The following is a 21,887-nucleotide window of genomic DNA, read 5'->3' as shown; positions in this document are numbered from 1 at the left end:
CCGCTCAGATGCGAACGGGGCGCCCGGTTGACACGGGTGGGGCAGGAGGTCGTGGCGTGACGGCGGCCGGAACAGCGCCCGGGCGTGTCGAGCGGGCTACTCGGCCGCGCCCGGCGGCCTCCCCCCGCACGCTCGCCAGACGAGGCGCGCGACGCGCTCGGGCCAGTCGTCCGGTGGAGCGATTCCCGCGAGGGCCATCGAGTACCAGGAGCCGGTGAGGAACGTGCCCGCGACGGCGAGGTCGGCGTCGGCGTCGAGCGCCCCCGAGTCGACGGCCGCGCGCAGGATCGCGCGCAGGCGCGCGCGACGGGGTGCGACGATGCGCTCGAGGTATTGCGCCCGGACGGCCGGCTCGACGTCGTCGCCGAGCATGAGCCCCGCGAGCGGCAACGCGGCCGCCTCGCCGATGCAGTGCCGGAAGTGGGCGAGCTCCGCCACGAGGTCGTCGAAGGCGTCGCCCGTGACGCTCGGCGGGTCGACCTCGGCGAGTCGCGCCACGGCGTCGACGACGAGCGCCGTCTTGTCGCGCCAGCGCCGGTAGACGGCGGGGCGCGTCGTGCCGGCGGCGGCCGCGACCGACGCGATCGAGAAGCCGGCGAACCCCTTGGCGGCGAGTTCGGCGAGCGCGGCGTCGAGCACCTCGGCGTCGATCGCGGCGTCGCGCGGGCGCCCGGGCGCAGCGGTCGTGACGGTGGTCATGCGGCCAGCTTACGTGACATGCGTGTATTGAAATAGGGCGCGTCGCACCGTACGATGTGACCAATTTCGATCCACTTCTGTAACGGAAGGTGCGGCATGCGCATCGCGATCCTCGGGCACGGCCGCGTCGGCGGCGCGCTCGCCACGCATCTGAGCCGGCTGGGCGAACAGGTCGTGATCGGCCTCGACCCCCAGCGGCGGGACACGTCGGGACCCCTCCGCGAGCGGGTTCCCGGCCTGGCCGTCGAGCCGGCGCTCACCGCCGTCGGGGGCGCCGACCTCGTCGTGCTCGCCGTCCCGTTCCGGGCCGTCGGCGAGGTGCTCGCACCGCTCCGCGACGCGCTTGTGGGCCGCACGCTGGTCGACGCCACGAACCCCGTCGGGCCGGGCTTCACGCACGCGCTCGGATCCGAGCGGTCCGCGACCGACGTGATCGCCTCGCTCGCACCCGGCGCGCAAGTGGTCAAGGCGTTCTCGATCTACGGCGCCGAGAACTTCGCGGAACCGCCCGCCCGGGCGGGCGACCTGCGCCCCGCCATGCTCATCGCCGGCGACGACGACGCGGCGAAGCACTCGGTGGCGGGGCTCATCGACCGCATGGGCTGGCGACCGGTCGACAGCGGGCCGGCCGCCCAGGCGCTGCACCTCGAGCACCTCACGCTGCTGTGGCTGCGGATGGTGCGCGGCGGGGACCGGCCGGCCACCCTCACGTGGGCGGTGCTCGGTGACTGAGATCGGCCGGCCCGTCCTCCTCCGGCGCGCGGTCATGCGCGACCACGACGTGGAGGAACGCGCGGCGACGCCCCTCGAGCTGTTCTTCGACCTGTGCTTCGTCGTCGCCGTCGCGTTCCTCGCCGCCGAGTTCCATCACGGCATCGCCGACGGCCACGCGTGGGAGGCGGCGCTCGTGTCGGCGCTCCTCTTCATCCCCATCTGGTGGGCCTGGATGAGCTACACCTGGTACGCCACGGCCTTCTCGCACGACGACCCGGTGACCCGCATCCTGACCATGGCCCAGATGGCCGGCGTGCTCGCCGTCGCGGCGGCCGTGCCCGCGGCCGCGCACGGCGACGTCGTGCCGTTCGCACTCGCGTACACCGCGATGCGCCTCCCCCTCGTCGTGTCGTGGCTGCGCAGCGCCGCAGCGGATGCCGCGCACCGGGCGTTCGCATTGACCTACGCCATCGGGACGGTCGTCGCGCAGGTGCTGTGGCTCGTCGGGGCGTTCGCGGGCGCGCCCTGGCAGTGGCCCGTGTTCGCGCTCGCCCTCGCGGTCGAGCTCGTCACGCCCGTGCTCGCGGTGCGGCGGTCTCCGGGGCCCGTGTTCCACCCGCGCCACATCGCCGAACGGTACGGCCTGTTCACGATCATCGTCCTCGGCGAGACCGTCCTCGCGATCGCCTACGGCCTGGCCGACGCGGCCGACGAGCTCTTCCTCGACCTGCCCGTCATCGTCACGACCGGTTCGGCACTCGCACTCGCCTTCGCGCTGTGGTGGCTCTACTTCGACGCGCTCGGCGGCGACCCCCTCGAGCGCAGCCGCACCGCGGCGTTCGTGTGGGGCTACGGGCACTACGTGCTGTTCGCGGCGATCGCCGCGATCGGCGCGGGGTTCCGTGCGCAGCTCGAGATCGACGCCGGGCACGGCGTTGCGGGCGCCGCCGGGGTCGCCGTGGTCGCGGCATCCGGAGCGATCTCGCTCGCGGCCATCGCCTGGCTGCGACGCGTCGCCGGCAGCGAACGGCGGGTCTGGCACCTGCTCGTCTCGGCCGCGGGATGCCTCGGGCTCGCGCTGGCCGCGCCGTGGCTGCCGACCCAGGCCACGGCCGCGGGCACCGCCGTCGTCGCCGGCGCGGCCGTCGCCGTCCACGTGCTGGTGGTCGCTCCCCGCGAGGCGGGGAGCACGACCGGGCGTCGTCACGCCGCGCGATGAGCGCCGCCGGCCGCCCGCGCGTCACCGCGGCGGGGGCGCGGCACGCCGCGCGTCGAACACCCACCAGCGGTACGCGGCGAAGCGCACGGCCGAGCCGAGCAGCAGCCCCACGACGTTGGCCGACACGTTGTCGGCGAACACCGACGTCAGCCCGAGCGCGTAGTGCGAGAACCCGAGGCACGCCAGCGCGACCAGGCTCCCCGCGAGGCTCGCGACCAGGAACTCCGCGGCCTCCCGGCCCACATCGGTGCGCCGCGCGTCCGACCGGAAGGTCCAGAACCGGCTGCCCACCCAGTTGAGCGCGATCGCCGCGAACAACGCCACGCCCTTCGCGATCATCGGCCACCCGTGCACGGCATGCGGCGCCGCGAGCAGCAGGTTGAACACGGCCACGTCGACCGTGAGGCCGATGCCGCCGACCGCGGCGAACCTCACCACCTGTCCGGTGAGGACCGGCGTCGCGACCGCCACGCGCTCGGACATCCGTCAGCCCCGCTCGAGCCGGTACACGACGGTGCGATGGATCAGCTGCCGGTCGACGACCCGGTACCCGTACGCCTCGAGCGCCGCCACGTCGTCGGGCACCGCCCCGGCCGACGGGGACGATGGCAGCTCGAGCGCCCACACCGTGGGGGCGTCGACCCCGGCGGCGAGGTCGGCCACGGGCCAGGTACGGTCCCACAGCGAGCGGCGCTCGGCGTACGGCGTGCGCAGCGCGACATCCTGCAGGCCCACGAACGCGGCGGGATACAGGTGCATCGCCAGCCGCGGACGTCGCGACGGCTTGGTCGTACGGTCGAAGACGACGGCGTCGCCGCCGCGCGCATGCGCCGAGACGTACGCGGCCACCTCGCGCAGGTCGCTGCCCCCGTCCTTCGCGTACTCGGTCCGCTGGTGGACGTACACGGGAGCAAGCAGCGCGGCCACGGCGATCGCGGCGATCACCGTCACGGCCACGCGGGACCGCGCCGTCGCGCGTGCGCGCACTCCGCCGGCGCCGCGCGCCGCCCCGACCGCTCCGGCCGCGCGCGCCACGATCGCGTCGAGCCCCGCCGCGGCGAGCATGGCGACCGCCGGCACGCAGAACGACAGGTACCGCGGGCTGTAGGTGGGTGCGACGGTGCGGTCGAGCACGAGGAGCGCCGCGGTGGGCACCACCAGCCACGCGAGCAGCGGCAGGAGCGCGTTCGTCGTCGACGCGTCATCCGCCCCGACGCCCACGCGGCGGGCGGCGGCGCCCACCGCGATCGCGCCAGCGCCGATGAGGGCCCACGCCACGATCGCGACCCAGGGCGACGCGAACCACTGCGCGACGACGACGCCCTTCGGCGTCGCGTAGTCCCGCCGGGAGAGGAAGTCGAGCTGGCGGCGCTCGGCGTAGGCGGCGACCAGGATCGGCAGCGAGAGGAGGAGCGCGGTCGCCGCGCCCACCGCGAACCGGCGCCAGGTCCCCCGCGGAACGCGCTCCGCCGCCACCGCGGCCGCGTGCACGGGCAGGAGCAGCACCAGGTAGAGGAACAGCGTCGATGCGAGCGCCATCCCGACGCCGTAGGCCGCCCACCACGCCGGCGCCGCTCGACGGCGCGCGAGCTCGACGACGAGGACCGTCAGCCACACCGCGACCGCCGCGGCCAGCGCATACGACCGGGCCTCGATCGCCATCGCCGTCGTGCGCGGCAGCACCGCGGCGGCGAGGCCCGCAGGGACTGCGAGGCGGAGGTCGATCCACCGCGCCGCGAGCACGACCGTGCCGGCCGCCAGCAGGCCGACCGCAATGGCGCTCGGCGCACGCGTCGACCACTCGCCCGCGCCGAACACGCGGATCCAGACGTGGAGCAGCGAGTAGTACAGTCCGTGCACGGCATCGATCCGCCCGAGCACGAGGCCCAGGCTCGGCCAGGAGCGCTGCGCCGACAGGACGCTCGCCGCCTCGTCGCCCCAGTACGACGGGATGCCGGCGCCCGCGTACCCGATCACGGCGGCGGCCACGCCGACCACGGTCGCGCGCGTGGCAAGTCCGACCGGCGGCAGCGTGCCGCCCAGTCGCCGCGAGGCGCCGGAGACCGGTGGGAGCCCGGCACCCGCGAGGCCCCGCCCCCGTTCGCGGACTGAGGTCATGCGCCCGATGCTGTCGGTGCGCGATCACGGCCGACTGTGAGCGCGCGGGCCCGGAGGTGAGAGTCTTCTCAGGTTCGCGAGCGACGGCTCCGCGTCGGGGCTGCGGCGGCGGTCGTAGGATCGGGCCACGGACCCGAGAAGGAGGGCCGGTGGCACGCATCCTCGTCGTCGACGACGAACCCGAGATGGCCGCACTGCTCGTGCGCGGCCTCTCGGACGAGGGCCACGACGTCGTCTCGGTCGGCGACGGCCTCGCCGCCCTCGAGTCGATGACGGCGCCCCACGACATCGCCGTGGTCGACGTGGGCCTGCCGGGCATGAGCGGATTCGAGCTCTGCCGGCGCCTGCGCGAGCTCGCACCCGATCTCGGCATCGTGCTGCTCACCGCGCGCGATGCCGTCGACGACCGCGTGCGCGGCCTCGACTCGGGCGCCGACGACTACCTGACCAAGCCGTTCGCGTTCGCCGAGCTCGCCGCCCGGATCAGGGCGCTCCGCCGTCGCGAGACCAACGGGTCGACCCGCCTCGCCGTCGGTGACCTCGAGCTCGAGCTCGCACGCCACCGGATCGCGTCGCACGCGGGCGAGCTCGGGCTGACCCCCACCGAGTTCGACCTGCTGCACCTGCTCGCGGCGCGCGCCGGGGAGGTCGTGACGCGGTCGGAGCTGCTCGAGTCGGTCTGGGGGTCGGCCGACTTCATCGACCCGAACGTGCTCGACCAGTACGTCAGCTACGTGCGACGCAAGCTCCAGCGGGTCGGGTCCGCGGCCGGAATCGACACCGTCCGCGGCGTCGGCTACCGATTCGCGGGCTCGGGGTGACCCACCCGTGTTCCGTTCGTTCCGCCGCCTGAAGATCCGCACCCGGATCACCGCCGGGAGCGTCCTCGTCGCGCTCGTGCTCACCACGATCGCCGGCGTGCTGATCTACGACCAGGTCCGTCGGATCGTGCTGCGCGGCGAGGCGTCGGTGCTGCACGCCATCGAGGCGCCGTACGCGACCGAGATCGGCGAGGGCGGCGCCGACGGCATCGACCCTCCCGGGCCGGGGCAGCTCGCCGCGGTCGTGGACCCGAACGGCGAGGTCCTCGTCGACACGCTCCCGCCGGCGCTCAGCGCCCGCCTCGACGAGCTCGTCGCCGAGGGGCACGACCTGCACACCGTCGGCGCCGGCGGCGACGACTACCTCGTCCGCACGACGGCGGTCGAGGGCGCGGCCGGCACGTGGCACGTCGTCGCCGCCCGGCACGCGGCCGTGCAGGCCGCGGTGCTCGAGCAGATCGGGCTGCTGCTCGCCGCGGCCGTGGTCCTGATCGTCGCCGGGTTCGGCGCGGGATCGTGGGTGATCGCCACCGCGGCGCTCGCGCCGGTCGAGCGACTGCGGCGCGGCGCGGCGCGGCTCGCGGACCGGCCCGGCGACCAGCTCCTGCCGGTCGGCGGCGCCGACGACGAGATCGCCGCGCTCGCCCGCGACCTGAACACCCTCATCGAGCGACTGCGCGGGTCGCTCGAGCGCGAGCGGCAGATGGTCTCGAACGCCTCGCACGAGCTGCGCACGCCGCTCGCCATCCTGCAGGCCCAGCTCGACCTCGCCCTCGCGGGCGACCCGCCCCGCGAACGCCTGATCGCCGACCTCGAGGCCGCGCGGCGCACGCTCGCGAGGCTCTCCTCGCTCGCGACCTCGCTCCTCGAGCTCTCGCGGCTCGACGCGCAGGCCGAGCCCGGCTCGGCCCGGTGGGGCGAGCTCGCCGACACCGTGGTCGAGGTGGTCGAGCGGAGCCGCCGCGCGTACGCCGCGGGCGCGACGAGCATCGACCACGAGATCGATCCTCGCGCCGACCGCGACCGCCGGGTGCCGCTGTCGCGCGCGCAGCTCGATCGGATCTGCGAGAACCTCATCGCGAACGCGGTCACCGCGGCCGGGGGGCGCGAGGTGCACGTCGACGTCGCCTGGACGATCGCCGGCGACGACGCCGAGCTCTCGGTGCGCGACGATGCAGGCGGGATGAATCCGGCGCTGGTGCCCGTCGCGTTCGAACGCTTCACGCGCGGGCCCGGCGCCCCCGAGGGCGGGTCGGGGCTCGGGCTGCCGATCGTCTCCGGCATCGCGTCCGTCGCGGGCGGACGCGTCGAGCTGCGCAACCGCCCCGACGAGGGGCTGACGGTGGTCGTCGTCGTGCCCGCGGAACCGGCCGGCGGCGAGCCGGAGAACGGCGACCGGCCACGACGCCCGTTCGCCATCGAGGGCCGGGATGGCAGCATGGGGCGATGAGCGCGAAGCGGATCCTCTTCCTCGGCGGCAGCGGCGTCATCAGCTCGGCGTGCGTCGCGCGCGCCGTCGAGGTCGGCCACGACGTGACGGTGCTGAACCGTGGCGGCTCGTCGAGCCTGCGGCCCCTGCCGGCCGACGTGCGGCAGGTCGTCGGCGACATCCGGAACCCCGACTCGGTGCGCGAGGCGCTCGGGCGCGGCACCGCCGACGCACTCGAGTTCGACGTCGTGTGCGAGTTCCTCGCGTTCACGCCCGAGCATGTGCGCACCGACCTCGAGCTCTTCGAGGGCCGGGTCGGACAGTACGTCTTCATCAGCTCGGCGTCCGCCTACCAGACCCCGCCCAGCCGCCTGCCCGTGACCGAGTCCACTCCGCTCGTGAACCCGTTCTGGCAGTACTCGCGCGACAAGATCGCCTGCGAGGACCTGCTGGTCGCCGCGGTGCGCGAGCGCGGGTTCCCGGCGACCATCGTGCGTCCCTCGCACACGTACGACCGCACGCTGCTGCCGACCCTGGGGCACTGGACCGACATCGCCCGGATGCGCGCCGGCAAGCCGGTCGTCGTCCACGGCGACGGCACGAGCCTCTGGACCATCACGCACCACGCCGACTTCGCCGTCGCGTTCGTCGGCCTCCTCGGCAACCCGATGGCCGTCGGCGACGCGTTCCACATCACGGGTGACCACGCGCCGACCTGGAACCAGATCTACGGATGGCTCGCCGAGGCCGCCGGCGTGGCGCAGCCCGAGCTCGTGCACGTGGCCTCCGAGACCATCGCGGCCGTGCACCCCGAGTGGGGCCCGGGGCTGCTCGGCGACAAGGCCCACTCCATGGTCTTCGACAACGCGAAGGTGAAGGCCCTGGAGCCCGGCTTCCGCACCACGATCACGTTCGACGAGGGCGCACGGCAGATCATCGACTTCCACGACGCCCACCCCGAGCTGCAACGGGTCGATCCCGCGGCGGACGCCGCCTTCGAGCGGATCCTCGCACTCCCGCGCGCCTGAGGGACCTCCGGCCGTTCCGCGCCCGCGCCGTCGGGGTTAGCCTGTGCAGACGCGGCGTCGCCGACCGGGCGTCCGCCGCAGTGGTGAGAGGGGATGCCATGACCAGCTTCGTCGACCCGCTCGAGGGCCCGTTCGACAAGGGCCGACTGGCCGAGGTGGAGTACGAGGACGAGCTCGAGGCCGAAGGCGTCGGCGAGGAGGACGTCGAGTACGTCATGGAGGAGGTCGCCGATCCCGACGAGGACCAGGAGGAGTTCGGCGGGCGCTAGCCGCCCTCCGGCGCGCGGCGCGCCATCCGCTCGGCCGTCTCGCCCGCGGCGGTCGCGACCAGCACGAGTGCCGCGATCGAGCCGGTCGACAGCGGGTCGAGCAGCGGCGTGCAGGCCGCGACGACCACCAGCGCGGCGATGCCCGCGAGCTGGGCGCGCATCCACCGGCGTTCGAGCACGCGCCGGAACAGCACGGTGCCGACCAGGAACAGCATCGGCCCACCGAGCACGGCGACGACAGCGGGCAGGCTCTGCTCGTGCGGATGGCCGAGCACCTCCTTGTCGCCGACGCCGAGCAGCACGATGCCGCCGATGATCACGAGGTGCACCCACGAGTAGGCGATGCGCGCCAGCCGACCGGGCGCCTCGGCCGCCTGGATCGCCTCGGAGCCGATCCGCTCGCCGTGGTCGAAGTAGATCCACCAGCACGCCGCCGCCGCGACGAACGCGCCGACCACCGCGATGACGCGGTCGGGCGAGGACTCCTCGCCCGCGAATTCGAAGCCCGTCACGAGCAGCCCCTCGCCGAGCGCGATGAGCACGAACAGCGCCGCACGCTCGGCGATGTGGGCGCCCGAGACATCCCACCGGCCGATGTCCATGCGGCCGCGGCCCGGCACGGGATAGCCGGCGATACTGCCGGTCAGCTCGAGTCCGAGCGCGGCCGCCCAGCACGGCAGCTGGGCTGGGAGGGGAAGCAGCGCCCCGACGATCCACAGGGCCGACCCGCCGAGCGCCCACACGAGCACGTTGCCGAACTCGCGTGCGACCCTCCCGTCGTGGCGCGACGTGGCCCAGACCATGAACACCGCGCGCCCGAGCTTCAGCACGACGTAGGCGAGCGCGAACGCCCACGCCCGATCGCCGAAGGCCTCGGCGATCGAGGCGCTCATCACGAATGCGGTGAAGGCGAGCGCGATCACCGCCAGCCGCACCGGCAGCTTCACCGGGTCGAGCCAGTTGGTGACCCAGGTCGTCGACACCCACGCCCACCAGAGCGCGCACACCATGATCACGCCCTCGAGCGCGCCGAGCGGCGTCTGGTTCTCGTACAGGTAGGAGCCGAGTTGCGTCAGGCCGAACACGAAGACGAGGTCGAAGAAGAGCTCGACGTACGTCACGCGCTGGGCGCGCTCGGTGCCGGTGGGTCGCAGCACGTCGGCGCGCAGTCCGAAGGCCATGCGGCCATCTTGCCGGTGTGGCGTGCCGAACGGCGGATGCCGCGGCCCGCGGCGCGGTCATCCGGTCGTTCGCGCATCACCGGCGTTTCGAGTTGAATGGAACGAGGACCGGATCGCGGATGATCCGCGCAACCCGGTTCGCTCGTGGACGACGAACGGGACGGGGTACTGGGATGACGGCGCTGCGGCGGTCCTGCACGATCGGAACGGCGGCGCTGCTCGCCCTCGGCCTCGCCGCGTGCACGTCGACCGGGCCGGCCGAGCCCGAGTCGACCAGCCCGGTCGTCCAGCTCGGCGCCCCGGGAGAGCCGAACCGCACCCTGTCGCCCGACGAGGCGTCGGGCCTCGAGGAGCCCGAGCACACCGAGGCCGACGTCGAGTTCATGCAGATGATGATCCTGCACCACGAGCAGGCGCTCACCATGACCGGATGGGTCGAGGAGCGGACGACCGATCGCGACGTGCGACTGCTCGCCGAGCGGATGCGGATCAGCCAGGAGGACGAGATGGATCTCATGGCCGCCTGGCTCCAGGAGCGCGGCACGCCGCTGCGCGACGAGCACGCCGGCCACGGTGCCCACGACATGCCGGGCATGCTCACCCAGGAACAGCTCGACCGCCTCGAGACGGCATCCGGGGAGGAGTTCGAGCGGCTCTTCCTCGAGTACATGATCCAGCACCACCAGGGCGCGCTCGAGATGGTCGCCGACCTCTGGGCGGCGGGCGGCGGCGTGGAGGCGAGCATCGGCCAGTTCGCCCGGCACGTCGAGGGCGACCAGGGCATCGAGATCACGCGCATGCAGGGCATGCTCGCCGAGCGCTCGTCCTAGTCGGCGCGGGCGGCGGGACGCGGCGGCGCGGACGCGGCGGGACGCGCGGCGGGGACGCCGAGAGGCCCCGGCGCTGCGAGGAGCGCCGGGGCCTCGTGGTCGGGGCGGGGAGGCCGCGGACGACCTCCCCGCCGATGGATCAGCGGAGGCTGGCGGCGAGGGCGGCCAGTCCCTGCACCAGGTCGGAGTCGGCCGGGAGGCCGGACTCGCTCGCGGCCGCGGTGAGCAGACCCGAGGCCGACTTGCCGGACTTCGTCGACTCGGCCTTGCCGATCAGCTTCTCGACCTTCGCGAGCTGTTCGCCCGAGAGCGTGCCCGCACGCTCTGCCTGGTCGACGTAGGAGCGCACGACGTTGTAGCTCGGCGCGTGCTCCAGCATCGTCTGCAGCTGCGCGTTGAACTCGCTCTGCTCGATCTCGCCGGCGGCCGCGATCTCGTTGGCCGACATCATGCCGCTCTCGGTGAGCGCCATGGCGTCGAAGCCGCGCGCGATCTCGCTGCCGTAGACGTTGCCGTCGTACCAGTACGTCGACCAGAACCCGGCCAGGTTGAAGGCACCCGGGATCGCCGGCCCGCGGTCGAGGTACGCGATCTCGACCGGGTTGGCCGTGTCGGTGAAGTCGAAGATCGACATGCCGCCCTGGTACCAGGCCTGCACCATGATGTCGCGGCCCGGCACCGGGATGATCGAGCCGTTGTGCGCGACGCAGTTCTGGTCGGTGCTCTGCGGGACGGGCAGCTTGTAGTAGCTGGCGAACTGGAGCTTGCCGTCGACGATGTCGAACAGCGCGTTCGCGCCCCACTCCGGCTTGTCGGTCTCGCGGCAGCGCGCACCGGTTCCGCCGCCCCACTCGTCGGTGAACACGACCTTGGTGCCGTCGTTGTTGAACGTGGCCGAGTGCCAGTACGCGAAGTTGACGTCGGCGACCGCGTCCAGCCGCACCGGGTTGACCGGGTCGGTGATGTCGAGCAGGATGCCGTTGCCCTGGCACGCGCCCGCCGCGAGCCCGATCTCGGGGAACGCGGTGATGTCGTGGCACGTGTTGGTGTTCGGGCTCGGGCTGTACGGCACGCCAGACGGGTGCAGCGGCTGCGTCGGGCCGTTCTGCAGGCCGTTGACCGCGCCGGTCTCGTAGTCCTGGAAGATCCGCGGCTGGCTCACGATCGCCGCCGTCTCGGGCGCCGCGAGCGGCACCTTGATCACGTCGATGCGCCAACGCGTCGGGTTCTCGGTGGTCGCGTCCCCAGTGCTGCATCCCGCCAACTCGAGCTCCGAGCGGATGCTCGACGTGCCCGAGTTGTAGATGTAGACGTTCTCGGGGTCGTCGGGGTCGGTCACGAGCGTGTGCGTGTGCGACCCGCGGCACGTCTGCACGCCCGGCAGCTGCACCGGGTTCGAGAGGTCGCTGATGTCGAAGATGCGCACGCCGCGGAACCGCTGCGTCACGGGGTCGGTGATGGGTGCCGAACCGCAGTCGATGCGGCCGCGGGTCTCCTCGACCGACATGAACAGCAGGTCGCCGTAGACCGACACGTCGCCCTGGCCGCCCGGACAGACGAACGACGACGCCAGCGTCGGCGCGGCCGGGTCGGAGACGTCGTAGACCTGGAAGCCGTTGTAGCTGCCGACGATCGCGTGGTCGCCCGTGAAGGCGAGGTCGGAGTTGACCTTGGCGAAGTCGTTGACCGCGCCGTCGAACGCGCCCTGCTTGGGCAGGCTCGCGAGCAGGTCGACGTTGCTCGTCGCGACCGGCGCGTCGAGGTAGCCGCCCGGGAGGTCGACGCGCGGGTCGTCCTCGGCCGATGCGGCGGTGGCCGTCATGAGCGACGTGCCGAGCAGCAGTGCTCCCGCGGCTGCGATCGCGCGCCTGCGCCATCGCACGGGTGGGTGGGAGGTTCTCATCATTGGTGCCCTCTCTTCTCGCTTGCGATGCGATCGGATGCACTCCGACGTCGAGCGGCACCTCGTCGTGTCGCCCGATGGATCGGAAACCGATCTCCGATTCAACGTACCCAGAAGAGGGGCGTTCGCGCAGCCCTCATTTCGGCCCACCGGCGTGTCGGAGGCCCGGCGTAGGCTCGTGCCATCCCGATCGGAGGGCCTCCCATGTGCGGACGCTTCGTGGTCTCCCAGCAGGCCGACGACCTCACCGCGGTCTTCGATGCCGAGAACGACTTCGCCGACTGGCAGCCGCGATACAGCCTCGCGCCGACCGACACGGTCCCGATCGTGCGCGAGCGCGCGAAGTCCGACACGGGCGAGTTCGTGCGGCGGCTCGAGCCTGCCCGATGGGACTTCCATCCGGCCTTCATGAAGGAGTCGAAGCGCCCGCAGTTCAACAGCCGCATCGAGACGGTCGCCACCAACGGGCTGTGGAAGGGCGCGTTCGCGTCGGGCCGCTGCATCGTGCCCATGCGGGGCTATTACGAGTGGACGGGCGAGCCCGGCAAGAAGCGCGCGCACTACCTGCACGGGCCCGACGACCTGCTCGCGGCCGCCGGCATCTCGACCGCGCGCAAGCTCGACGACGGCAGCTGGGAGGTCTCGACCTCGATCATCACGCGCGAGGCGCGGGATGCCTCGGGCGAGATCCACGACCGGATGCCCGTGTACCTCCCGCTCGACGCGATCGACCACTACCTCGATCCGGCCAAGCTCTCGCCCGCCGATGCGCAGGCGATGGTCGATTTCCTGCTCGCCCAGTCCGACCGCGTCGCGCCGACCATCACCGAGTACGAGGTCGATCCGCGCGTGAACAACCAGCGGCGCATCGACCCGGGCGACCCGACGCTCATCGAGCCGCTGGCCGAATCGCCCACGCTCGGCTGAGGCGCGGAGCGCTCACGCCACGGCGGCGGCATCCGGGAGCTCGTCGACCGTGAACCACACGGGGATCCCGCGCTCCCGCGCGATCGCGACGTCCTGGTCGGCGCCGCGCGACTCGCCCGGCAGGCGCAGCACGCCGTCGCAGTGCTGGAGCAGCCGGTGCGCGGTGGGGTACATGACCTGCTCGGCGAGCGGGTCGTCGAGGCCCTCGGCTCCCGCGCTCGAGAGCACGGGAAGTGCGACCCACTCGCCGATCATCGGCACGTGGCCCTTGCGGAAGATCGGCCACGCCGCCTCCTCGAGGCGGCGGAGGTTGCGGTCGAGGAGGTCGGGGTCGTCGCCGGTTCCGGATCGGTACGGGCCGGCGATGAGGATGAGTTTCGGTTCCATGGTCCGACACCATAGTATGGATAAACGCGTAACAACAAGGAGAAACGTGTGCTTACCGCGCAACGCCGTGACCTGCTGCTCGACCGACTCCACCGCGATGGGCGGATCGTCGCCCGCGAGATCGCGGCCGAACTCGGCGTGACCGAGGACATGATCCGGCGCGACCTGCGCGAACTCGCGGCCGCCGGACTCGTGCAGCGCGTGTACGGCGGGGCCCTCCCCGTCTCCCCCGCGGTGGCCGACTACACGACCCGGGCCGACGTCTCACCGGCGGGCAAGCGCCGCGTCGGCGCGGCGGCGGCGGCGCTCGTCGCGCCCGGGGCGGTCGTCGCCATCGACGGCGGCACGACCGCCCTCGCCGTCGTGCAGGCCCTGCCGCGCGACCTGCGCGCGACCGTCGTCACGCACAGCCCCACGGTCGCGGTCGCCCTCGCCGAGCACGAGGGCATCGACGTCGAGATCATCGGCGGCCGCCTGTTCCGGCACTCGATGGTCGCCTACGGCGCGACCGCCGTCGAGACGGCGTCGCACCTTCGTGCCGACCTCTTCCTCCTCGGCGTCACGGGCGTCCACGCCGAGGCGGGCCTCACGACCGGCGACCGCGAGGATGCCGCGATGAAGCGCGCCCTCGCCGCGCGAGCCGGCGACACCTACGTGCTCGCGAGCGCCGAGAAGATCGGCGCGGCGTCGGCGTTCGAGGTGCTGCCGCTCGGCGCGGTGTCGGGCGTCATCACCGACGCGGCCGACTCGCCCGCGCTCGACGCGCTCGACGCGGCGGGCGTGCCGCTGATCCGCGCCTGAGCACCGGCACGGCGCGCCATCCGCTCCCCCTGCCCGGCCCGTCTCGTTCCCGAATCCCGACTTCCCGCGGGTCGACCCGCAGCAATCCGGGACTCGCGAATCCGTCGTCGTCGTCGCAGGATCGACCCATCGGAAGGAGCGCGCATGAGCACCTGGACCCCTGACGAGCTGGCCCGCATCGGCGGCGCCGAGGAGCTGCGGGTCGCGTCGTACCGGCGCGACGGCACGTTGCGGAGGGACGTGATCATCTGGGTCGTCCGCGCGGGCGACGATCTCTACGTGAGGTCGGCCTACGGTCCCGAGAACGGATGGTACGTCCACGCGAAGCGCTCCGGCATGGGTCGCATCCGTGCCGGCGGAGTCGAGCGCGACGTCGCGTTCGTCGACGTTCCGGCCTCCGAGACCGCGACGCACGACGCGCTGGATGCCGCCTACCGCGACAAGTACCGACAGCACCCGGCGAGCGTGGTCGCCACGGTCGTCGGCCCCGACGTCGCGCGCGTGACGCTGCGGTTGGAGCCGCGGGACTGAGTCGACGCCGGCGCGCGCCCGGCCCGCGCGCTCGAGACGTCGCGCATGGACGGTGGCACCCGCCATCCGCGACCACTCGGCCGCACGCGTCCTGTGCCGCACCGGCCCCGGCGCAGCAGCGCCCGCCACGTGGTCGAAAGGTCGCGCATGGACGGTGGCACCCGCCATCCGCGACGTCTCGGCGGCACGCACCCTGCGCGCGCAGGATCGGCGCGGCGCGGCATCCGTCGTACCCTCGCAGCATGCGCTTCGGAACGCTCGACTTCACGCCCGCGCTCGACTCGCCCGCGCTGCTCGCCGCGCCGACGGCCGCGGCGCTCGGGGCGGCGGATGGCGCGGTCGCCGACGTGCTGGTCGCTGCGATCGACCCCGGCCTGGCCGACACGGCCGCGTTCTGCGAGCACTACGGCATCGCGATGGCGGACGGCGCGAACTGCGTCGTCGTGCAGGCGCGTCGCGGCGAGCGCACGTGGTACGCCACGGTGATGGTGCGTGGCTCGGACCGCGCCGACGTGAACGGGGTCGTGCGCCGCCACCTCGACGCGCGCAAGCTCTCGTTCGCGGCGATGGACGACGCCGTGTCCCTGACCGGCATGGAGTACGGCGGCATCACGCCCGTCGGGCTGCCCGTCGACTGGCCGATCCTCGTCGACGCGTCGGTCGCGTCGCACGAACGCCTGATCGTCGGCAGCGGCATCCGCGGTTCGAAGCTCCTCGTGACCGGCGCGTTCCTCGCGTCGCTGCCCGACGCCGAGGTGCTGCCGCTCGCGCTGTGAGCGGCAGTACGCGTCGGGGACCCGCGGTGACGGCGGGTCCCCGACGAGCGATCAGGCGGAGACGGCGTACTTCGCGGGGTCGGCGTCGAAGAGCGGGCCGCACGCCGCGCAGCAGAACCAGTACCGGGTGCCGTCGACGTCGCGGAACAGGCCGGCGGCCTCGGCGTCGGCCTTGGCGACCATGCTACCGGGCATGACGGGGCATTCGGCGAGGTCGGCGTCGGCGCGCAGCAGGTCGGCCGCGTGGGCGGGCTTGGCGACGTGGCCGGTGCCGCGGCCGGCGTCGGTGCTGCAGCAGTGAGCGCTCATGGTGGGTTCCTCTCGGTGGTTCGTCCCGGACGGACATGGTGCAGAAATACCCATAGGGGGTATATGGTTCGTCTTGACGATATACCCACTCGGGGTACCTTGCCAACACGGAGGTCGCCATGACGTCGGATCACGCGGTCATCATCGGAGCCGGGGCCGCCGGCCTCGCCGCGGCCGGCGAGCTCATCCGGAGCGGATGGCCCGGCCGCATCACGATCGTCGAGCCCGCCACTCCCATCAACCGGACGCTCGTGACCAAGGGCGTGCTGCCGGGCCTGCTGACCGCGACGCAGGCCGCGCGGACCGTTCCCCCCGGCGTCGACCTGGTCGACGACGAGGCGATCGCGGTGGATCCGGGACCGGTGGTGCGATTGCGTTCGGGCGTCGGCCTGGGAGCACGGCTCGTGCTCATCGCGTCCGGAAGTCGACCGCGGGGACTCGCCGCGAGCGGCCCGCTCGCGGCCGCCGACCGACTCACGACCATGCACTCGACCGCGGACGCCGAACGGGTGCGCGCACTCCTTCCCGCGGACGACCCGCGCGCCATCGTCCTCGGTGCGGGGCTCGTCGGCTCCGAGACCGCCTCGGTGCTCGCCGAGGCGGGCGTGCACGTGACGCTGGTCTCGAACTCGGTCCTGCCGATGTGCAGCAGACTGGGCCCCGAGGTGGCGTCGTCCCTCGCCGACCTGCATCGACGCGCCGTCCACACGAGGTTCGGCCGTCGCGTCGCCGACATCGCCGTCGGACCGGCGGCGATCCGGATCGAGCTCGACCGCGGCGAGCGCGTCCACGCCCACGTCGCGATCGTCGCGCACGGCACCGTGCCGATGCGGCCGCGCTTCCTCGGCGCCGCCGACGGCGCCATCGCGGTCGACGGCCGGATGCGGACCGCTGTCCCGGGCGTGTACGCGGCCGGGGGTGCGGCGGCGGTGCGAGCGGGCGCGTCGGAGGTTCGCGTGGACCACTGGGCCGACGCGGAGGCGCAGGGGCGTCATGCGGCGCGTGCCATGCTCCACGACCTGCTCGACGCGCCCGACCCAGGGGGGTACCGCTTCGACGCCACGTTCTCGAGCCGCATCCACGGCGCGACGCTCTCGGGATGGGGCGTCGCCCACCCCGGCATCCGCTGGACCCAGCCGCTGGCCGGCGTCGCCATGAGCGTCGGCGCCGTGCGGGGCGAGGTGGTGACGGCGGTAGGGATCGACGCCGGAGCGGCGGTGCGCGAGGCGGCCGTCCAGGCCTCAGCGGGGTCGGCGTCCGTCGCCGCCTGAATCCCGTCGTCGCGTCGCCGGGCGGTCAGCGCCGCGTCGCGGCCCGATCGGCCGACCGGCCCGAGGAGACCAGCTCCCGCCGCACGACCGCGGCGCTCCACCGCCCCAGCACGGCGCCCGCGACGGTGTCCGAGATGTGGTGCTGACCACGGTAGACGCGGGAGAACGCGACCCCGCTCGGGATCGCGTACCGCAGCACGGGGCCGAGCACCCCGGCGCCGCGGACTCCGTGCCGGTCGAGGAGGTCGGCGAGCGTGGTGTGGATCGCGACGGACGCCGCCGTGTGCCCCGACGGGAACGACGACGTCGCGTGCGGCGCCTCCGGTCGCCAGACGCCCGGGGGTCGCGGGCGTCCGACGAGCGCCGCGGATGCGACGAAGCAGGCGGTCTCGAGCGCCAGCGCCGCACCGGGGGCGAGGGCGCGACGGCGGTCGCGGGTGAGCCACCACGTCACGGCGCACCAGGCCGCGCCGTTCGCGATCATCTGGGGCACCCCGGAGTACCAGGAGAGGGCTCGCGTGACCCGATCGAGGCTCGGATGGGTCGCGCGCGCCTCGACCCGCGGATCGTCGCCGTGCGCGTGGCCCGCCGCGGACTGGAGCGCCCGCACCGCGCGATCCTCCCGCGGATCGTCGCCGCCGAGCAACCGGGCTGCCCGCCCGGCCACGGCGAGCACGGCGATCGCTCCGAGTCCCGGGAGGACGAACGAACGCAGGAACCGGCGCATGCCCCGCAGCCTAGTGACCGAGGGGATGCCGGGGCTGCCCATCCGGTCGGTGCGCGTTCCGCGTCGGCCGCGGCGTCCCGCGGGGCCCGGTCGGCCGGACGATACGCCGAAGGCCCGCCGAGTCGATCCCGACTCGAACGGGCCTTCCGGCGATCGCTCGCTGGTGCGCCTGCTGCAATCCCACTGCAATCGAGAAAGGGCGACGGCCCACCTCGAGAAGTTGCGGGCTCAGGCGAACGCTGGGCGGGTTCTACGGCCGGAAACGGCCACCCCTGTACGACAAGGCCCTAAGCGGCTGAGCCCGGAGACCAACGCCGGCATCGTGGCGGACTACCAAGCCGGCATGCGAGCGACCGAAATCGCCCGGAAGTATCGGATCAACGAGTGGACAGTGCATCACCGGCTGAAGCGAGCTGGAATCACCAAGCGGCCGAACTCGATGAATGAGGCTGAGATCGCACTCGCCCGCTCGCTCAGAACAGACGGCTTGTCGTACGACCGAATCGCCGAGCGGGTGGGGTTCTCGGCCTCCACGGTGCGGAACATGCTCAAGCGGGTCGGTCGAGCTTGAGGAACTCGCGCACGGCGTCAGTCAGCTCAAGCGGCGGTCCGACAAGTACCGTCAGCTCTCCTGTGTAGATCTCATTGTGGTCTCGGGCTGTGATCTCCCACGTGCCGTGCACTTCGGCATCGGCCGTGAGCGGGAGGACCAGGATGAGCTCGTCGTCATCCGAGCTGAACGTCTGACGCGGACGAAGATCGCCGACGTCGAGCGTGAGGTCGACGGACCCGCCGTTGTTCCAGTCGAGCGGCGATCGATAGGTCGACGGGAAGTTGGGCGTTGGAATGTAGTGCGGCGGGTTGATCAACCCGGGATTGAACGGCACGCGGGGGGTTGGTCCCCAACTCCGCGGTGGTGACGGAAGATCAAGGTCAAGCTCCCTGTATGAGTTCGAGCCGTCGCGCCAAACGATCCCTCGGACCGCCCCCTCGAGGTGGATCTTCACTTCGACGTCGTGGAAGAAGACCTTCGTAGCGTTCGAGACACGGATCGAGACGCCGTCGAGGGCATAGCCGGCGAGTTTGTCGGGCGCCTCGCGCCATTCCTCACGGACGCGCTCCTCCCATCGAGCGATCGAGGCGCGGTACTGCTCCTCGGTGCGAGACTCGGGATCAAATCCAAACACCCCACCGCCCAGGCCAGATCCCTTCATGATCTCCTGCATCATCGCGGCCATGTTTGGGCCGACGATGGATGCCCGCGCAGCATCAAAGACGTCGGACCGCCCCTCCTCCGGCTCCGGCTCCTGCTGTGGCAACGCCGCAAGCAACCGCTGCTTGGTCTGCGCGATGTACGCATCTGCGGTCCGGGCATCGTCAAGGCTCACCGGGTACGCCATCCCGGCGACGTCTACTTCGAAGCTGACATCGGGGGCTGCTTGGTACTTTCCGCGCTTTAGGAGGAGGTCGAGTTCCTCCGCCTTCGCCTCCCGTGTCTCGCCGTCGGCGCGAACGTAGACGCGACCGTTGTAGAGATTCTCGCCCTCCTTGCGGCACAGGAAGGGATCCTGACCGTCCTCGGGCGGATCAACGACTACCACCAAGACCTCATTGGTGGACCCGGTGATGGGCACCCGGACGACATCCCAGCGTGGGCCAGTGACGCCGAGGTACTGGCCGATCACCTTGTCGAGCTCCAGCACTTCGACCGGCGGGACACCCCGAACCTCGCCAGGCGCGACCCCGATGACCATTACGCCGTAGCCCTCGAATGCCGCACTTGCCACGCTCGGAAGTCGGTTGGCCGACCCGAGAATGAATTTCGCGATCTTGGCGACGTCGTTCTTCTGCGAGAGGTTAAGATCGCTCTTGACCTCAAGGTAGTAACGTTCGACCCGATCATCGCTCGCTGCAATGGCCGCGACGAGAGCAGAGGCTGCCTTGACGCCAAGCGGCGCACGCGTCAGGTCAACCTCTCTACTCCTGGGGCTCGGGTCGGTCGTATCCATCTGCGCCTGATTATGACAGGGGCCTCCGACACGTCAAGGTTCTCGGTTGCGGCGCTGGGCTTGAGCGACCGTCCCGAGAAGAGACCTGCAGGAGTTGAACCCCTGTCACGGGGCGGGGACGCATATCAAGATGTCGGAAACGAATCGCCGAGGATGATCTTCCATAGCCGTTTGGCCTCAATGTTGTCACCACGCGTCTCAGCATCCAGAGCGCGTCCAGCCTGATCTGCGGCACGGTTTAGGGACTGAATGACTTCGGTTCGCGCGCTCCAGGTCAAGTAGCCGCTGATGGATCCGCCCTGCCCTGCTGGATCGGTGGCATCTAGGTGGAGCGGCGCCCAGAGGAAGAACTTGTGCAGCGCGTCGCGGTAGTTCGACCCGAGGCTGGTGAACGCGTTCGCAGCAAGAGTCTCCAGATGGAAGGATCGAAGTCGCTTCGAGTGCGCCCGGTTCCACGCCTTCAGCAATCGCACGATCGGCGACAAATGGTAGCCGAGGGCCTGATTTTTCGCCGAGTACCAGACCTTGGCAACGGTCGGCGCAGTTCGAATCCATGAACCATCGCCCGATGGGAGCCAGTACACGTCGCTGCCTTCGTGAAACACGGGGGCGACGTCGACGTGTCCACCACTCTGGAAGAAGACCCGCACGGCCTGACCACGAGCTCCAACTTGCTGGATTGAAATTCCGTCGTACGCGTCTCGAACCCGGTAGAGAAAGGTCTTGGAATCCCGCGCATACTTCATCCAAGCATTCTTCTCGTTGGAGAATACGGCGAGGACGTCGACATCGTCGATCGGCCGAATCATCGTGCCTTTGGCGGCGGACCCCATCAGGATGCCACGCCAGTATGGCATGTCCGAGGTTGACGGGAACTTCAGCGCGAGGCGGTCGTCAACCGTCTTCTTTCTGGCCGGTACGGTTGTCCCGGTCTGATACTCGGTGGGTGTTATGTCACTCAGGAAACTTGAAAAGGCTTGTGCCGTCGTAAGAGTCATTTAGGCGCCCCCGCTACCTTCCCAAGTACCAATTCGGTCAGTTCATCAGCAGCTGCCGACATCGCGCGCTCGTTGCTGTCGCGCATGGCTTTGTAAACAAGATTCGGTACTTGCGGGGAGTCGCGTCGGAGCGTGAACAGCTGATCCTGCCACACCAACAGAGCAGATGCCGGTACGTGCGGCTGCGATGGTTCGGCGAGTGCCTCGTGAATCGCTTGAGCCAGTGCTCGACGCTCCTTGCCAGCGTTCCGCACCTGCAACCACTCGTCGTAAGTGTCAAGCAAGGGCGGCATGACAGGAAGTGCGACACTAAGGAGGAATACCTCAAGCGTGAAGCCGAGCGCCCAGCTCAGTGAGATGGCAACCACGCTCCAGAGCACAATGACTCCCAGCCAGATTGACGCGTTCCAGAACAGTAAGCGCTCCGAATAAGCAGCGTTAGCCCGTTGCGCGATCGCGATCGCGTCCGCTCCGTCCAAGCGCGGATCGAGAGGATACCAATCCCGAAGCCGCTCCTTGTCGATCCGGCGGTCGGCCTTCGCTACCGGCCCCACGACCCGGGCAACCTCCTCAGGCGTTACCTGATTACGTCGAACGCCGAGTTCGGGCATTCCGTAGATGCGACGATCGAACATCTCCTGCACTACTGCGCCGCGCTCGGAGTACCTTCTCTCCAGCGTAAGGAAGAGGGTACGGCTAAGAACGAACCACGCGGCGGCGACAGCACCGACGTATACCGACAGCGGTGGCGAGATCGCCGCGACGATCGGGGCGAGTATTGCAATGATGCCCAAACCCAACATTCGGAGCATCGCCCAGGACTTGGCGCGACTATGCAACCTTCGCTGGGCGAGCAACAAACGAAGACCCTCTGTCTCGTTCTGGGCCGCAGCGATTAGTGCAGTTGATGGCGGTAGATAGATTGGAGCCGTCATGCGAG

General features: G+C 71.4%; 24 protein-coding genes. 13 read left to right on the top strand and 11 right to left on the bottom strand.

What is annotated here, in order from left to right:
- Positions 1-96: 96 nt before the first annotated feature.
- Complete coding sequence (locus tag JOD46_RS02110) at positions 97-699, bottom strand: TetR/AcrR family transcriptional regulator (protein WP_204391311.1); 603 nt, start codon at positions 697-699, stop codon at positions 97-99.
- 96 nt (positions 700-795) lie between these two features.
- Between JOD46_RS02110 and JOD46_RS02105 the strand changes: the two genes are divergently transcribed.
- The gene (locus JOD46_RS02105) at positions 796-1,431 is read left to right on the top strand and encodes an NADPH-dependent F420 reductase (protein ID WP_204391309.1); all 636 of its coding nucleotides are present in this window, start codon (positions 796-798) and stop codon (positions 1,429-1,431) included.
- The gene (locus JOD46_RS02100; protein WP_204391307.1) at positions 1,424-2,632 is read left to right on the top strand and encodes a low temperature requirement protein A; all 1,209 of its coding nucleotides are present in this window, start codon (positions 1,424-1,426) and stop codon (positions 2,630-2,632) included. The genes JOD46_RS02105 and JOD46_RS02100 overlap by 8 nt, the downstream gene beginning before the upstream one ends.
- A 21-nt stretch (positions 2,633-2,653) precedes the next feature.
- Here the strand turns inward: JOD46_RS02100 and JOD46_RS02095 are convergent, their stop codons facing one another.
- Positions 2,654-3,115, bottom strand: a complete 462-nt coding sequence (locus JOD46_RS02095) for a GtrA family protein (protein WP_204391305.1) — start codon at positions 3,113-3,115, stop codon at positions 2,654-2,656.
- A 3-nt stretch (positions 3,116-3,118) separates the two neighbouring features.
- On the bottom strand, positions 3,119-4,750 hold the full coding sequence (locus JOD46_RS02090) for a glycosyltransferase family 39 protein (protein WP_204391303.1): 1,632 nt from the start codon (positions 4,748-4,750) through the stop codon (positions 3,119-3,121).
- 149 nt (positions 4,751-4,899) lie between these two features.
- On the opposite strand from JOD46_RS02090, the gene JOD46_RS02085 reads away from it, so the two are divergent.
- The 4 genes from JOD46_RS02085 to JOD46_RS02070 all read left to right on the top strand — a co-directional run bounded on the left by JOD46_RS02085 (position 4,900) and on the right by JOD46_RS02070 (position 8,297).
- Entirely contained in the window at positions 4,900-5,571 is a 672-nt protein-coding gene (locus JOD46_RS02085) for a response regulator transcription factor (RefSeq protein ID WP_204391301.1), read from the top strand.
- Positions 5,572-5,578: 7 nt separating this feature from the next.
- A complete protein-coding gene (locus JOD46_RS18430; protein ID WP_204391299.1) occupies positions 5,579-7,021 on the top strand; it encodes a sensor histidine kinase in 1,443 nt (480 codons plus the stop codon).
- Entirely contained in the window at positions 7,018-8,028 is a 1,011-nt protein-coding gene (locus JOD46_RS02075; RefSeq protein ID WP_204391297.1) for an SDR family oxidoreductase, read from the top strand. Before JOD46_RS18430 ends, JOD46_RS02075 begins: the two co-directional genes overlap by 4 nt.
- A gap of 98 nt (positions 8,029-8,126) precedes the next feature.
- A complete protein-coding gene (locus JOD46_RS02070) occupies positions 8,127-8,297 on the top strand; it encodes a hypothetical protein (RefSeq protein WP_204391296.1) in 171 nt (56 codons plus the stop codon).
- Here JOD46_RS02070 and JOD46_RS02065 read toward each other — a convergent pair.
- Positions 8,294-9,478 (bottom strand): low temperature requirement protein A, encoded by a 1,185-nt coding sequence (locus JOD46_RS02065; RefSeq protein ID WP_204391294.1) that lies wholly within the window; start codon positions 9,476-9,478, stop codon positions 8,294-8,296. The genes JOD46_RS02070 and JOD46_RS02065 overlap by 4 nt on opposite strands.
- 173 nt (positions 9,479-9,651) lie before the next feature.
- Here JOD46_RS02065 and JOD46_RS02060 point away from each other — a divergent pair, with 173 nt between their 5' ends.
- Entirely contained in the window at positions 9,652-10,308 is a 657-nt protein-coding gene (locus JOD46_RS02060; RefSeq protein ID WP_204391292.1) for a DUF305 domain-containing protein, read from the top strand.
- A gap of 139 nt (positions 10,309-10,447) precedes the next feature.
- Here the strand turns inward: JOD46_RS02060 and JOD46_RS02055 are convergent, their stop codons facing one another.
- Positions 10,448-12,214, bottom strand: a complete 1,767-nt coding sequence (locus JOD46_RS02055; RefSeq protein ID WP_204391290.1) for an LVIVD repeat-containing protein — start codon at positions 12,212-12,214, stop codon at positions 10,448-10,450.
- Positions 12,215-12,415: 201 nt separating this feature from the next.
- On the opposite strand from JOD46_RS02055, the gene JOD46_RS02050 reads away from it, so the two are divergent.
- Entirely contained in the window at positions 12,416-13,138 is a 723-nt protein-coding gene (locus JOD46_RS02050) for an SOS response-associated peptidase (protein ID WP_204391288.1), read from the top strand.
- A gap of 12 nt (positions 13,139-13,150) precedes the next feature.
- On the opposite strand, the gene JOD46_RS02045 is transcribed toward JOD46_RS02050, so the two are convergent.
- Positions 13,151-13,525: a DUF4406 domain-containing protein gene (locus JOD46_RS02045; protein ID WP_204391286.1), complete on the bottom strand. Its 375-nt coding sequence runs from the start codon at positions 13,523-13,525 to the stop codon at positions 13,151-13,153.
- 48 nt (positions 13,526-13,573) lie between these two features.
- On the opposite strand from JOD46_RS02045, the gene JOD46_RS02040 reads away from it, so the two are divergent.
- From JOD46_RS02040 to JOD46_RS02030, 3 genes are all read left to right on the top strand, one after another.
- Positions 13,574-14,326: a DeoR/GlpR family DNA-binding transcription regulator gene (locus JOD46_RS02040; protein ID WP_204391284.1), complete on the top strand. Its 753-nt coding sequence runs from the start codon at positions 13,574-13,576 to the stop codon at positions 14,324-14,326.
- Positions 14,327-14,470: 144 nt separating this feature from the next.
- Positions 14,471-14,857, top strand: coding sequence for a DUF2255 family protein (locus JOD46_RS02035; RefSeq protein ID WP_204391282.1), 387 nt, complete (start codon positions 14,471-14,473; stop codon positions 14,855-14,857).
- A 242-nt stretch (positions 14,858-15,099) separates the two neighbouring features.
- Positions 15,100-15,633: a YbaK/EbsC family protein gene (locus tag JOD46_RS02030; protein WP_204391280.1), complete on the top strand. Its 534-nt coding sequence runs from the start codon at positions 15,100-15,102 to the stop codon at positions 15,631-15,633.
- Between the two features lie 51 nt (positions 15,634-15,684).
- On the opposite strand, the gene JOD46_RS02025 is transcribed toward JOD46_RS02030, so the two are convergent.
- Complete coding sequence (locus tag JOD46_RS02025) at positions 15,685-15,942, bottom strand: hypothetical protein (protein ID WP_239562546.1); 258 nt, start codon at positions 15,940-15,942, stop codon at positions 15,685-15,687.
- A 119-nt stretch (positions 15,943-16,061) separates the two neighbouring features.
- Between JOD46_RS02025 and JOD46_RS02020 the strand changes: the two genes are divergently transcribed.
- Complete coding sequence (locus JOD46_RS02020; protein WP_204391278.1) at positions 16,062-17,213, top strand: FAD-dependent oxidoreductase; 1,152 nt, start codon at positions 16,062-16,064, stop codon at positions 17,211-17,213.
- 25 nt (positions 17,214-17,238) lie between these two features.
- On the opposite strand, the gene JOD46_RS02015 is transcribed toward JOD46_RS02020, so the two are convergent.
- Positions 17,239-17,940 (bottom strand): phosphatase PAP2 family protein, encoded by a 702-nt coding sequence (locus tag JOD46_RS02015; protein ID WP_204391276.1) that lies wholly within the window; start codon positions 17,938-17,940, stop codon positions 17,239-17,241.
- Positions 17,941-18,283: 343 nt separating this feature from the next.
- Between JOD46_RS02015 and JOD46_RS02010 the strand changes: the two genes are divergently transcribed.
- Positions 18,284-18,511 (top strand): sigma factor-like helix-turn-helix DNA-binding protein, encoded by a 228-nt coding sequence (locus JOD46_RS02010; protein ID WP_204391274.1) that lies wholly within the window; start codon positions 18,284-18,286, stop codon positions 18,509-18,511.
- Here the strand turns inward: JOD46_RS02010 and JOD46_RS02005 are convergent.
- From JOD46_RS02005 to JOD46_RS01995, 3 genes are all read right to left on the bottom strand, one after another.
- The gene (locus JOD46_RS02005) at positions 18,489-19,949 is read right to left on the bottom strand and encodes a hypothetical protein (RefSeq protein ID WP_204391257.1); all 1,461 of its coding nucleotides are present in this window, start codon (positions 19,947-19,949) and stop codon (positions 18,489-18,491) included. The two genes, JOD46_RS02010 and JOD46_RS02005, sit on opposite strands and share 23 nt — an antisense overlap.
- 125 nt (positions 19,950-20,074) lie before the next feature.
- Positions 20,075-20,947, bottom strand: a complete 873-nt coding sequence (locus tag JOD46_RS02000) for an SMODS domain-containing nucleotidyltransferase (protein WP_204391256.1) — start codon at positions 20,945-20,947, stop codon at positions 20,075-20,077.
- A complete protein-coding gene (locus tag JOD46_RS01995; RefSeq protein ID WP_275588129.1) occupies positions 20,944-21,882 on the bottom strand; it encodes an S-4TM family putative pore-forming effector in 939 nt (312 codons plus the stop codon). Before JOD46_RS01995 ends, JOD46_RS02000 begins: the two co-directional genes overlap by 4 nt.
- Positions 21,883-21,887: the final 5 nt, after the last annotated feature.

The organism is Agromyces aurantiacus (assembly GCF_016907355.1).
GTDB lineage: Bacteria > Actinomycetota > Actinomycetes > Actinomycetales > Microbacteriaceae > Agromyces > Agromyces aurantiacus.
The sequence above is the reverse complement of the archived record's forward strand: the minus strand, read 5'-3'. Positions and strand labels throughout refer to the sequence as shown.